General features: G+C 35.4%; 12 protein-coding genes. 8 read left to right on the forward strand and 4 right to left on the reverse strand.

Annotated elements, in window-relative coordinates:
• Positions 1 to 16: 16 nt before the first annotated feature.
• From V4538_17265 to V4538_17300, 8 genes are all read left to right on the forward strand, one after another.
• Positions 17 to 1543 carry a GMC oxidoreductase gene (locus tag V4538_17265; protein MES2382800.1) on the forward strand — a complete coding sequence of 509 codons (1527 nt, stop codon included), beginning with the start codon at positions 17 to 19 and terminating at the stop codon, positions 1541 to 1543.
• 17 nt (positions 1544 to 1560) lie between these two features.
• Positions 1561 to 2883, forward strand: coding sequence for a hypothetical protein (locus tag V4538_17270; protein ID MES2382801.1), 1323 nt, complete (start codon positions 1561 to 1563; stop codon positions 2881 to 2883).
• Positions 2884 to 2909: 26 nt separating this feature from the next.
• Positions 2910 to 3341: a sugar dehydrogenase complex small subunit gene (locus V4538_17275; GenBank protein ID MES2382802.1), complete on the forward strand. Its 432-nt coding sequence runs from the start codon at positions 2910 to 2912 to the stop codon at positions 3339 to 3341.
• 35 nt (positions 3342 to 3376) lie between these two features.
• Complete coding sequence (locus V4538_17280; protein MES2382803.1) at positions 3377 to 5191, forward strand: GMC family oxidoreductase; 1815 nt, start codon at positions 3377 to 3379, stop codon at positions 5189 to 5191.
• 246 nt (positions 5192 to 5437) lie between these two features.
• Positions 5438 to 6082 carry a VTT domain-containing protein gene (locus V4538_17285; GenBank protein MES2382804.1) on the forward strand — a complete coding sequence of 215 codons (645 nt, stop codon included), beginning with the start codon at positions 5438 to 5440 and terminating at the stop codon, positions 6080 to 6082.
• Positions 6069 to 8138 (forward strand): hypothetical protein, encoded by a 2070-nt coding sequence (locus V4538_17290; protein MES2382805.1) that lies wholly within the window; start codon positions 6069 to 6071, stop codon positions 8136 to 8138. The genes V4538_17285 and V4538_17290 overlap by 14 nt, the downstream gene beginning before the upstream one ends.
• A 5-nt stretch (positions 8139 to 8143) precedes the next feature.
• Positions 8144 to 9517, forward strand: a complete 1374-nt coding sequence (locus tag V4538_17295) for a hypothetical protein (protein ID MES2382806.1) — start codon at positions 8144 to 8146, stop codon at positions 9515 to 9517.
• On the forward strand, positions 9517 to 10593 hold the full coding sequence (locus tag V4538_17300; protein ID MES2382807.1) for a BamA/TamA family outer membrane protein: 1077 nt from the start codon (positions 9517 to 9519) through the stop codon (positions 10591 to 10593). The genes V4538_17295 and V4538_17300 overlap by 1 nt, the downstream gene beginning before the upstream one ends.
• A 340-nt stretch (positions 10594 to 10933) precedes the next feature.
• On the opposite strand, the gene V4538_17305 is transcribed toward V4538_17300, so the two are convergent.
• From V4538_17305 to V4538_17320, 4 genes are all read right to left on the reverse strand, one after another.
• On the reverse strand, positions 10934 to 11380 hold the full coding sequence (locus V4538_17305; GenBank protein MES2382808.1) for a hypothetical protein: 447 nt from the start codon (positions 11378 to 11380) through the stop codon (positions 10934 to 10936).
• 82 nt (positions 11381 to 11462) lie between these two features.
• Complete coding sequence (locus V4538_17310) at positions 11463 to 12281, reverse strand: hypothetical protein (GenBank protein MES2382809.1); 819 nt, start codon at positions 12279 to 12281, stop codon at positions 11463 to 11465.
• Positions 12281 to 13072: a hypothetical protein gene (locus V4538_17315; protein MES2382810.1), complete on the reverse strand. Its 792-nt coding sequence runs from the start codon at positions 13070 to 13072 to the stop codon at positions 12281 to 12283. The genes V4538_17310 and V4538_17315 overlap by 1 nt, the downstream gene beginning before the upstream one ends.
• A 4-nt stretch (positions 13073 to 13076) precedes the next feature.
• A partial coding sequence (locus V4538_17320; protein ID MES2382811.1) for a hypothetical protein occupies positions 13077 to 14035 on the reverse strand: 959 nt, incomplete at its 5' end.

Consider the following 14035-nt stretch of genomic DNA (forward strand, 5'->3'; position numbering starts at 1 on the left):
AATTTTATAATTAATTATGAGTTATTGGTCAAGATTAGATGCTATCTTTTTTAAAGAAGCAAACGAAATAAAAAATAAACAGTACGACTATATAGTAGTTGGAGGAGGTGCATACGGAACAAGTTTTGTTCACCGCATATTACAATTAAGTCCTAAAAGTAAAATACTGGTTTTAGAAAAAGGCGATATGTTATTGCCGGAGCATTATCAGAACCTACCACCGGCATATCAATCAGTATTTGCCGAAACTACTGCACAACCTTGGGTCATGTCAGACTCAAAGTATAATGTACACGGACAAGTACCCTTTTTAGGTGGCAGGGCTTTGTATTGGAATGCATGGGTTCCACAACCAACACCGGCACAAATGGTTGATTGGCCTCAGGATGTAATAGATGAACTTAAATTAGAATGGCATGATGTGGATACATTCATTGGTCGTTCCACCACTATTCAGGTGAATGGATATACAGGCGAGTTTCATGATGTAATGCGTGAGCGCTTGTTTACCAACCTAAGCAAAATTCCTACAAGCGATTATTACGACAGAGCCAGTGCATTAGATGGTGCTATGGCTACTTTAAACAATAATTCCAATAAAGCCTGGCAGCGTTTTGCACCCGTTAATGTTTTAGTAAACAACATAACAAAATACACGCAACAAATAGATGTAGTTTTAAACTGCGAAGCCATAGGACTTGATAGAAGTAAGTTAGGTATTTCGCATATTAAAACTACAAAAGGTAAAATAGAAGTGGGCAAAGCCAAGGTAATATTAGCATTAGGCGTTATTGAAGCTATTACCTTAACACAACCTGCTTTTAAAGAAAACAAATTATTAGGCAGAAACTTTATTGGGCATTTTCGCTCGCAAGTATTAGTACGTGTGCCAAAAGAAGCAGCCGGAGTTAACAACGATTTATTACAGGTAGCTGCTTTATACCTTTCAGGTATGACATTGGGCAGAGAGTTTCATACCCATATATCATGTATATATAACCCGAGAGAAGAAGCACAAAAAGATGATTTGTACAGAGTAATTCCCGACCCAACCAATCTGGAACTTTACATGGATTCAGATTATATTTATTTATTACTGCAGTCAATGGCCGAAATAAAAGGAGAACGTACTGCCCAATCGGCCAATTATATTAAAGCCACTAACGATAAAACAGAAATACATTTTTCGTTAGATAAACCGGAGTTAGCGGTATGGGACGAAATAGATAAAGTGTTGATTCAAATAGCACATGTTTTAGCCAACGGAAGCAAAGTAGAATATTTACAAAGCAATAATACCTGGTCAACAAAAGTACCCGCTATATCATTCATGCGTGATTATAATTTAATACACGAGGCAGGAGTAATGTGGATGGGAAATAGTGCTAAAGATTCCGTAACCGACTCCTGGGGAAAAATGCATGAAACCAATAACATGTATGTTTTAGGAGGAGCCCTTTTTCCTACTTGCGGAAGTTGGAATCCAACCTATACAGGTATGGCTATGGCCTATCGCTTAGCACGAAAGTTTTCAAAGAAATAATACTTAATTAAACCAATATGAAACTAACAAAAAAAATATTTGCATGCCTGTTAGCCGCAGGTGGCAGCTATGCATTACTTACCTCGTACATAGCAGTTGATAGTGCGGCCAATCCTTCAAAAGTAAGTGGATTAAGTGCAGCATTACCATATGATGTAACCTTACGAAAAACACAACCCAGGATATTAGAAACAAGCATCAGGGCAGATTTCGATTTGTTCTCATGGGAGTCGTTTATTGCTTTAAACTGGTCGCCCGATGGTAAAGGAACTATTGGCGATAAAGGTGATAACAATACCGTTTGGGAAACATGGAAAGAAAGTTACGAAGTGTTTTTACCTGATGGCAAAGCACCGGCCCCTTGGGGGAAAGGAGCATTTGTACCACCTGCATGTGCCAAAGGAAAAGGCGATTTTAAATTTCTACAACAAGTAGGTAAAACACCCAATGTATTAGATGAAATGGATCAACCATTTAAAACAGGTCCGCTCATTGACCAAAACGGACAATACACACGTTTTGAAATTTTAGTAAACAAAGAAATGTTTAACTATATAGATAGTGCAAAGCTGTATAGTTTTGATTTGCAACAAAAGTTTAAAGGCATTGTTGATTTTCCGGAAGGAAACATAAGCACAAAAAACCGTGGAGCTATTATGGTTAAAGCTGCCTGGAAAATTTTAGGTAAAGGCGATGACCCTTCACGTTTCCATACAGCCAAAGCTTTAGTATATGTTCCACCTACTGACGACCCCGTTATACATGAAACATGTTATGTAGCCACAGTTGGTTTGGTTGGTTTGCATATAGGAACCAAAACAAACGTATGTCCGCAATGGATTTGGAGCACCTTTGAACAAGTAGATAATGTACCAGCTTATGGCAAAGGAAATAGTAATCCGCATTACAATTACTTTAATAAAAAACAAGGTTATGCTGATATAAATAATGCACCGGCACGCCCTTGGGATCCAAACATAAAAGGACAAAAAGGAAGCCAGATAGTAAGGCTGAATACGATAGCACAGGGTACAGATTCATTAAACAAAATTTACCAGAAACGTTTAAAAACAGTGAACCCTAAATCAGTATGGCAGTATTATGAATTAGTAGGTACCCAATGGCCTGTTAACCCGGAACAAAAACCTGCCGGTAATCCATTCCCTTTATTTATGGCCAATACCACGCTTGAATCATACATACAAGGTATAGTGGTTGATGGTAAAGTAGATCATGTAAATGGAGTAAGCTCAAGTTGCATAGGCTGCCATAATGGAGCCACCATGAAATCAAATGGGAAAGCTTCAGATTTTACTTTTTTATTAGAAAGAGCACAATAATTTTTAACCATTTAAAAACTAAAGAAATGAATACAATAGAAAACTTTATAAATCTTTCAGCAGTGTTAACTGGCTACGAAGCTATTGAGCTAAAACCTAAAAACGATACACAACAAGTAGCACAAAAATATTTTGATACATTAACCAAAAATACACCCGTTGATGTATTGAACGATTTGTACAATACCTTTTTAAACATAAAAGGCGATATAACTGATGGTGTGCTGAAACAAATTTTGCAAGATGCTACATTAGGACAACTGGCACGCAATATTATTCAAATGTGGTACACCGGAATATGGTACGGATTATATCCTGGTCAAATGGACTATGTAATATCATCAACCGCTTATACCAATGGATTAGTATGGAAAGAAATGGGCGCCCATCCAATGGGTTTTAGCGAAGGTAATTTTGGATATTGGGCTGACGCACCTCAAATGCCAGTAATAAAATAATTAACCACATTTATAAAAAATAAACAAATACAAGTATGAGTAATTCAACTAAAAAATATGATGTAGTAATTGTGGGTGCTGGTTTTGCAGGTAATGTAATGGCATTAGAATTAGCCAAAGCCGGAAAAAAAGTATTGATGGTAGAAGGAGGAGACCCCTTTAAAAGTGATAACAGAGAAGTGTTTATGCAAAACTTTTTTTTAGCAATGGCTAAAACACCGGAGTCGCCTTACCCACAAAATTATAATTCACCACGTCCATCCGTATTAGATATACAAAACATTACACCCAATTCTCCGCAAGGGCAAAACGGAACTAATCCGGTAAAAGATATAGCTACCAATGGATATTTTATTGAAAAAGGTCCAATGGCATTTGGCAGTACCTATGAGCGTGTAGCAGGCGGTACCAGTTGGCATTGGTTAGGTACGTGTTTAAGGTTATTACCTTCCGATTTTAGAATGAAAACAGAATTTGGTGTAGGAGTTGATTGGCCTATATCATACGATGACCTTTCTGCTTATTACAACAAAGCCGAATTTGAAATAGGTGTTTCAGCCGATGTAGAGGAACAAAATATACATGGTGTAACATTTACACCGGGATACAAATATCCGATGCAATCACTTCCACCGACAGTACTTGATAAAAAGTTTTCAGAAAAACTAAACGGTATTACCTTAGATGGTTCCATAGTAAAAGTAACAGGGACACCAGCCGGAAGAAACAGCACCTCCAATAAAATAGATGGTAAAATTTATAACAATGGCAGGCGCCTATGTCAGGGCAATACCAACTGTACACCCATTTGCCCTATACAAGCCAAATACGATGCAACAGTTACTTTAGCCAAAGCATTAAATACAGGCAATGTAGATATCATGTACCAGACAGTTGCCTATAATATACTGATAGATGAAACTACTAAAAAAGTAACAGGTATAGCTTATAAACAATACGAAACAAAACTAGGGCCCGTAACAGGCGAAGGTGTTGTAACAGCCACATCATATATAATAGCGGCACATGCAGTGGAAACAGCTAAGTTATTATTGATGTCGAAAAACAAAACAATGCCCAATGGAATAGCTAACTCAAGTGGACAAGTGGGGAAAAATTTAATGGATCATCCTGTAAAATTAAGTTGGGGTTTAATGCCCGAAAGTACCTATCCTTTTAGAGGTCCTTTAAGCACCTCAGGAATAGAAACCACACGCGATGGTGAATTTCGTAAAAAGCGTGCAGCATACCGTATAGAAATAGGTAACGAAGGATGGAATTGGACAATGGGTGCACCTTACAGTACCTTAACCGACTTAGTTAATAAAAATACATTTGGTAAAGCATTACGTCAGGAAATTGCCAGCAATTTTACCCGTCAGTTTCGTATAGGTTTTTTAGTGGAGCAATTACCGGGTGATGGTTATATAGTTCCATCGGCTATTGCCACAGATAATTTAGGCTTACCGCGCCCGGAAGTTCATTATGATTTATCAGACTATACCAAAGCAGGTTTTGAAGCTGCCGTAGAAGCCACCAATACCATATTCGGTTTATTAGGAGCCAAAGAAAGTATAGAAAGCTCAAACCCTCCCGCAAGCCGACCTGGTTCATTTACCTACAATAACAAAACCTATTTTAGCAATGGAGCAGGGCATGTAATGGGAACACACCGTATGGGTGCAACGCCACAAGATTCTGTAACCGATGCCAATATGAAAACATGGGATCATGACAATTTATATTTAGTAGGTTGTGGTACATTTCCTACCACAGGTACAGCTAATCCTTCACTAACCATGATGGCATTGGCTTATAAGGCCACAGAAGCCTTGTTAAAAACATTGTAGTAAAAATAAAATATCGCTCATTGAATAGGAGTGAGCGATATTTTTCATTGAAAAAAGAGTATTAATACTACAAAAAAAGAGTATTTCTACTCTTGCCTTAATTGAACCAGTAGCACTAAGTTTGACCAGCTCAATTACTGCATGTAATTTTATGAAACACCAATACCCCAAAGTTTTAATAAAGCAAAAATTATATGAGGTGATTGAGCTATTTAAATCAATACAAATTATTAGTTGTTTATCCTTATGAAGATTTTAGTTCTGCAGGTTGTTATTTTCTCTTCCTTTTTTTTATTGCTCTTTGCACTCACATTCAATATCAGTTTTGCTGAACAGGCATTGGCGTTTTTTAATCATAACCTCATAATGAGTGCCATTGCAAGTACTGCATTACTGGCATCAGATATAGTTTTACCCGTTCCTTCAAGCGTTTTAATGTTACTCAATGGAAAGCTATTTGGCATTGTTATAGGTACCGTTGTTTCCTGTTTAGGCTTGGTATTATCAACCTTATTAGGTTATATAATTGGTAAAAAAATAACCTCTTCCTTATCTCGTTTTTTAAATGTCAGGCAACAGGAAGAAGCAGAAAAAATGTTTAAGCAATGGGGCTACTTAGCTTTAATCATAAGCAGACCGATTCCACTCTTATCAGAAAGTATAAGCATTGTAGCCGGTATGCAAGGCATGTCGTTTTCATCCGTGTTGATATCAGCTTTTGCAGGGTCATTACCGGGAGCATTGGTATATGCTTATTACGGTAGTACCTCCAATAACGAACAAAACCAATACATCAGTTTTTTATTAGTACTGGGTATTGCAGCCTTGGCTTTTATTATTTCCAAATTATTAAAAAAACAAATTTCAAAAAACAGGTATGAGTTACTTTGATTTTCCACGTATTAATTTTACTGGCGATGTTATTATTAACGTTGGTACAGTAAACAATGATGACTATTCAGCATCGCCCAATGTTACCTATATTGCTGAAGGAGCCGGTAAAGGTGAAATATTACGCCTTTCCAATACATTGGCAGTACAAGCTGTTACCCACGGTATGACCGATGAAGAGTTTATTCCATGGTCGCAAGCACCTGTAGCTACCTGTGATGTGAATGGTAATTCAACAGGTAATATGATTCCTGGTGAATGGAACTATTATGGTGATATGAGCGTTACCTTTCAAAATGCAAATGTAGTAGGCGTAAACTTAGCCGATGGCACTTTGCAAACCAGTGGTAATCCTATTATTGGTACCAATGTTTCTTTTAATAACGATTCAGGCAGAAGTACCGCTTTAATATGTGATGTAAATCCGGAAGATGTACCCAGTTCACAAATTTTTGCCGATGTGTTTTCTTTAAGAGATAGCAGTGGCAATGCATTGTTTCAGGGTAAGCCATCAAAAGCCGTAACACGTTGGATTAATTTTCAGCGCAATGCAAACCTCAACGCTTCCGCAGGCGCATCAGGCTTGTTTCAAAGTGTAATTCCCATAAGCGATTTTAGCGACCCAGGTGTTCAAAATACTCTTAAAAGCTTAGGAATGGATACCAGTAATTTACCAAGCAATTTAAAAGGTTTTATGGTGCGTTACACAGTATATAAAACCATTCCACCTATAACACCCAGTAACTATCCTGACAATGATACTTATTTACAAGCTTTGGTTGATTTGTATGCCAAACCATTTCCAGCCAATCAAAACCCGGGTGTATGCACTGTAAGCGGTTCCATAGGTTTATGGTATGAAGACGAAATGCAATCCATAACAATGGGTAGACTTTTAGTGCAACCCAACCAAAGTAGTACCTTTAGTACAGGTCCATACAAAAACAATAATAGCGGTGGTAATTTTTACTTAGGGCCAACTGTAGCAAAACTATATTCGGGCACTAACAGACTTACTTTAGATGTGTCCAATACCTTTCCCGAGTTGTATCAAAAGTCAGCAGCCGATATTATACCTCCGGTTATTACCAATAATAAGTTTGATATTACCCAATACAATGGCAATGGACATATTGTATTAGGAGTTATTACATCAGCATCGTCAACACTAACGATAATTACTATATTGGATTATGCCAATACACCCTTGTATTTAAACCAAGGTGGATTATTAGATTTAACCATACCTGCCAATTTATTAAACGATGTGCAAACAGGTAGTTTAGTCATTATGCTACAAAATGCCGATGGCAGTAATGGAACCATTTTACTGCAAGAGTTGGATTACATGATAGCCAGTGACCAGGCTTGTGTATTTGGTGAACAGGGGCAAACAGATAACTTGTATCGAAACGATGCACCACAATCAGGAACATGCACTATCAATGTATATTATAAAGGGGCTCCAATTACATCACCTGTTAATTTAGTAATGCAAGAGGCCATTACTACGCCTAATAATTTAGATAAAATGACAGGCGTAGTAACTACTTTAAATATGACACCAGCAAACAATAATCAGTTGCCGTTAACATTCAATACATCGGCATCAGGTAATCGTCTATACAGAATTGCATTGGAAGTGCCTACTGCTCCGGAACCCAATCCACTTACTCCCGTAACCAGTTATGGCAGCATCAATGTAATGACCGATTTTTATATTAACATACGCATATTGCCAACCGATGATTATTCAACATACGTAGGTAGTAATGGAAAAGCCATTCAGCCTATTCCGTGGGATTATTTGTATGCCAATGTACTCCAATACTATAGTCTTATTTTCCCGGCAATGGTTATTCGTTTACCTTTTGTACAATCGGTGTGGCAAGATTCAGCCGCTATGATTTATGAAAGAGTAGATGTAGCCACTTGGGATTCCGTTATGTATATGCCGCGTACAAGAGATTTATCAAATGCGAGACGACAATTGATGCAAGCATGGCTTTTGCAATACATGCCAACCCCTCCAAGTTCTAATAACCAATCAGCATAAAAACCATGAAAAAAATAATTATAGGTTTAACAAGTGTGTTGTCCATTATTCATTTGTCAGCACAAACACCAAAAGTTAAAACAGGCATAAGTCCGTTTACTATTTCTGTAAAAGCAGTGAGTACCCCCGGCTTACCATTACAATCATTTACCAACGGACGCAGTGGAGATTATGTATTAGTAGTTGGTGGCAGAACCAATGGTTACCACGGTACCAATGGAGCAGATCCAAGTGTTAATTTCCCTACTTATTACTCCAACAGAAACTTAGTAGTGTATAATCCTTTAACAGGTGCTTTAAAAAGTGTAACCGTTCCACAGCCCTACTATGACCAATTAACATCAACCAATTTACAAGGTTATCAGGATGGAAGCTACTTATACATTTGTGGTGGATACGGACAAAACAGTGCAGGTAATTATGTAACCTACAATGGTGTTATAGCCATGAATGTAGATAGCATAGTAAAAGCCATCAATAATAATGATACCTTGAATTTAGCTCGTTTTATAACCAGCACAACCAGTAACGATATGGCTATTACGGGTGGAGAATTATTTAAAGTAGGCAACTACTTTTACTTAGTTATGGGGCAAAACTTTACAGGTAAATATGCACCCACAGGTACAGAAACAAGTACTCAAATTTATTCGGATGAAATAAGGCAGTTTAGTATCAGTTTAACAGGTAAGCAATTATCAGTTCAATTGATAAAACGTTTTACCGATGACAATAAACCCGATAGCACTACCCAGTTTCACCGAAGAGATTTAAACGTAGTACCTATTAAAGATGCAAATGGTAAAGATGGCTTAGCTGTTTATGGTGGTGTATTTACTTACAAATACAACGGTGTTTGGCAGAATCCGGTTTATTTATTGCAAGATGCCAATAACAACCCCGTAGTAACTATTGATAATAATTTTAATCAGAAGTGTAATCAATATGGTTGTGCAGAAGTACTTATTTACGACCCTTTGACCAAAACAATGGGCACTACTTTGTTAGGCGGAATTAGTTATTACGATTACAATGCAAGTGGTGTATTGCAGGCTTATGCTACCGTTCCCTTTGTAAAAATAATTTCAACTGTTTTTAGATTAGCCGATGGAACTACTACAGAGAGTGTAGCACCGCAAGCCAATTCGTTACCCGATTGGATAGGGGCAGAGGCAAAGTTTTTTCCGTTGGAGCAATACCTGCTAAAAGACAATGAGGAAATATTAGATTGGAGTAAAATACCAGTAGGAAAAAGCACCGTAATTGGCTATATGTATGGTGGTATAAAAGCAACCGCTTCCCAAAGCAGTTACTTCAATCCAACAGCAAGTAACAGAACCTTGTATCAGGTTACTATAAACAGAACGGTGCTTAAATAATGCGGTATATTTATGTGGTACTGATTACTTTTTGTTTAAGTAAAATATATGCACAAGATAGCATTCCTAAAAAATCAGTACAGGCATTCCCCGTACCCGTTATAGGTAAAAGCATTGAAACCGATTGGTATTTTGGAGCGGTGTGTTTATTTAAGTTTAAAAACTTTTTTAACACACCGCAATATTCAACTGCTAAACTTAAGTTAGAGTACTCGTTAAACAAACAGTTTGTTGTTACTACCAATTGGTTTGTATATACCAATCAGAATAAAAAAATAATTATTGGTGACAATGCCTATCTCTATTTTCCGGAATACTATTTTGGAATAGGAAACAATACAGCAGAAAACAATAAGTTATATTATACAGCCCAACGATTAGAGTTGTACAATGCATTGTTATGGAGAATAAAACCAAGCGTTTATTTAGGTGTGTCAGTTAAAGCACAATCCATAAGCGAGCTTAACCCTGAATATATCAATACCATTATAAGCAATGAATTGGTCAACAACAATGCAGGCTGGAGTACCGGAGTGGGTCCACATTTGCTCCGCGATAAACGCGACCGTATATTAAACCCATCGGCAGGCAGTAGTTTTATAGAAGTAGAAAACATAAACTACATCAAAGAAAAAGCCACCCAAAATACAAACCTGTTTAGCAGCCTGAAAGCCGATATAAGATATTACCATAAATTATTTGCCAAGTCAGTTATAGCATGGCAATATTATAGCGTTCATAATTTTGGTAATGCGCCCTATCGTTTATTAGGCTTATTGGGAAGCGATAGCCACATGCGGGGTTACTACCAGGGCCGTTACCGTGATAACCATTATATAACAGTTCAGGCAGAAGCACGTATCCGTATACGCGATTGGTTAGGTTTTACTTTGTTTACCGGAGTGGGCGATGTATACAATAACTTTTCAGATGCAAATATCAGCAACATTAAATACACCAATGGTGGAGGCATAAGAATTCGTGTTGACAAAGATGACAATGTGAACCTCCGCTTTGATTATGGTATAGGCAAAGAAACAGCAGGTTTTTATGTAGCCTTTGGCGAAGCATTTTAATTAGATTGTTTAGCAGCTTTTTTAATGCAAACTCCCTTATAGTATTGACACTTCATGATTTTTTAGGTGATAAATGGTACACCAAGAAAATAAAAACCTAGTAATAATGCTCCCTAACGCATTTATAAAATAAAAGAGAGGAATATTAACTCCTCTCTTTTATGATTATTTAGCTACACTTTATTTTGTTTTTCAGTCATTTAGAAAATCATTATATCCAAAAGTGATAAATGGTACACTACCATATAGCGAAGCCTTTTTTGTTTGTAATTATGAAGTTAAAATCAATTGATTATTATTTGTTTCTTTATAATCCAATAGTTACTAAATGATAAATACCCTATTCAGCAATCTCTTTAATATCAATGTGTATTAACTTGTCATTTTCAAACTTAAATAAATATAGTAAAAAGCCTTTTTCATAAGTATTACCAACTTGTGATTTTGAAATTTTAACATTATAGACCTTAGCTAAAACAAAATTATTATAGCATAACGATAAATAAATAACCTTTTTTACAGAATTTTTCATATCTAATTCTGAAAATACTATGTATGAAGGTAGTTTTAATATTTCTTTTTTTGAGATAGTATGAAAACGCTTCATTTGTTCTTCAGCTATTTCAGTCTTGTCTGAATAAGATAAACATTTTTTTTCAAATAGTTTTTTAAATAAAACATCATAAAAATAATTAAAGTCTTCGCTTATAGGAATACTTGATACCTTTAAAGAACTATCGACAATATTTAAATTACTTTTAATAGAATCAATACATTCTAAATACAATTTAGTATTGCATGTTTGAGTATAACAACTGTTAATACTAAAAAAAGTCGTGGTGATTATAAATAAATAATATTTCATCTTACTAAAATTTAACATGAGGGAAAAAAGTTGGCATTGTTCTCCATGAGTTAGGATACATTGTATTATCTCTTATCTTAAATACAATATATTGATAATTTAAAACTTCTATTGAAGTATAATTTAACCTTTCTCCGTAATCTTTACCAAGTTGCCCTCTAACTATATTTACATTTTGTTCTGCGTGACCAGGCTCATCATTATCTCTTTCTTTTCCACTCCAACCGGTTGAATGAAAAGATTCATGCAAAAATATTAATGCCCAACCCATGGTAGTTTTATTTACTCCAACAGTGCCCTTTATAAATTTACTAATCTGGCTTCCATCTAAACTCATTGCATTTCCGCCAACTACTGCATGTGATCCAAGCTTATGATCGTTTTGCAAATCAACATCAGTAGTATTTTTTTTATCGTCAATCATTTGAGTTAATCTATCTCTAAAGATACTACTAGTTCCTTCTTTATTAATTTTAGCTTTTCTATCATAATCAAGCATACCCTTAGAATTAACTGAAAGTTTAAGTCCTGTTTTAGCCTGTAAGTCTTCTAATAACGATTTAGTATAATTTGTGCCATCCTTTTTATCTTGAGCAACAAATTTTGACAAATTTATACTATCACCTTTTATATCTTGGTTATATACAGGATTATTAGCAAAGCAAGCGTATTCACTAATACCTAAACCAGGTTTAGGATCCAAATTGAATCTTCTACCTAGCCTAACATCACATTCCCAGAAAGTAGCAGTCATTGTATTTCCTTCACCTGAAACCTCATCATCTTTCTCCTGACCGTTAAAGCCGAAGCGATATTCTATCACTATCTAGGAGTTAAGCTAAATACCAGAGACTGTTTTTTTCCTTCCTCTATTTTATAAAAAAGAATTTTATTATTCTGCATTTTATACGTAAAATTTTTTCTAATCTTTTTTTTGGTTAAATAAAAAGTTATGACATCCTTTATATCATCTTTTTCATATTCAACAAAATCTGTCCGAATATGAAACTTATTAAATTTATTACTTCCAGTAATATTACCATATTCATCAAATTCTACCTTATAAGATACTGTTTTATTTAACTCATCTTTCCAAATATAAAAACCTTTTATTACTATTTTATTGGTGACATAATCTATAATATTATCAATTTCTAAAGATTGTAGACTGTTACTTACTTTAATAAATTTAGTACTATACACAATTTCGCCATTTTTGGAATATTTCGTTATTATGATTATAGTATCTTTATCTTGAATAACTAAATTCAAACTTCTACTACTTTTTATTTGTTGTGATTTATAAATTTTAAATATATTATCATCAGTAAATGGCAAATAATACTCTCCTCCTTCATGGTTAAAAAAAGAAACATCCATTATTAATGTATCATTTCTAAAATGATTACTATCTATCCTTAAACATACTTCTTCGACTAATAAATTACTAGCATAGGCAGGAGATTTCTTTTCTATCAAACTATTATTATAGTCCTCTCGCACCCAAGCTCCATGTAGTAAATTTTTGATATTGCTAAAACTATAACAATTTGCTATTTGGACTGAAAACAATCCACATAGCAAAAAAACAATAAATCTTTTTTTATTTAACATAATATTATTCTTTTAATTCTGAAGGAGTCTCGGTAACATCCGATGTTTCTTGTGGCGTAAACTTAATATTCATTTTGGGAGAACTATTGGAAGTTGTATTGTTTCCAGTCATTTGAGTATTACTAGATTTGAATAGTGGGAATCCAGCAACATGATGGAAAATCTTAAAAAATAATGACTCAGTAGTTGCTATGTTGCTAGTTCCTTTTGCTTTTTTTGCTATAGGTGTACTAGTTGATTCTAAACTCGTTTTATCTGTATTAGTAGTATTCAAATCCCCATCAGGTGTATCATCGATAGGTCTATAAAACTTTGCCTTTTTTCCTTTATAATATTTCTTTCCATAATCCTCTTCTACTACACTAGACACATTACCATACAAAGTAGCATGAATTACATGAACTTTTTGTGTCTTCTCATTATAACTAATGACTAAGGCCGCATGTCCATTCCATAGTATTATATCCCCTGGTACTGGTGTCTTTACTTCTTCCCAATTACTATTTTCGTCCTCAACGTGTTCAATCAATGACTCTGTATCCATAGATTTTACACCTTCAGTTAATTTATCAGCTGCAAGTACCCTACAAACAAACTCAGAACAATCCATGTATTTAAGAGCTGCTTCAGATGCTGCAGTTCTGTTATTTCCCGATTCTTGTTTATACTTTGTTCCTTTGAATGCTCGACCTGCTTTAATTCTATCACCAGGGCCTTCGCCATCTACGTCAACAAATCTAATTGGAGTATTAGCTGCAAAACAATAAGACGACATAAATGGAAAATCTCTGTATCTGGGGTCAACAGATTTGAATCTAGCCAATCTGCCATCATATATACTTCTACTTCCAAAATCATAACTATTTCCTTCCCCATAGGTTTCGTTATCCTTTTCCTTACCGTTAAACCCAAAGCGATACCCATTCTCCGCCTCTACTTCTTCTAAAGTGAAACTAGCTAGTT

It is taken from the genome of Bacteroidota bacterium, assembly GCA_040388375.1.
GTDB lineage: Bacteria > Bacteroidota > Bacteroidia > UKL13-3 > UKL13-3 > JAAFJM01.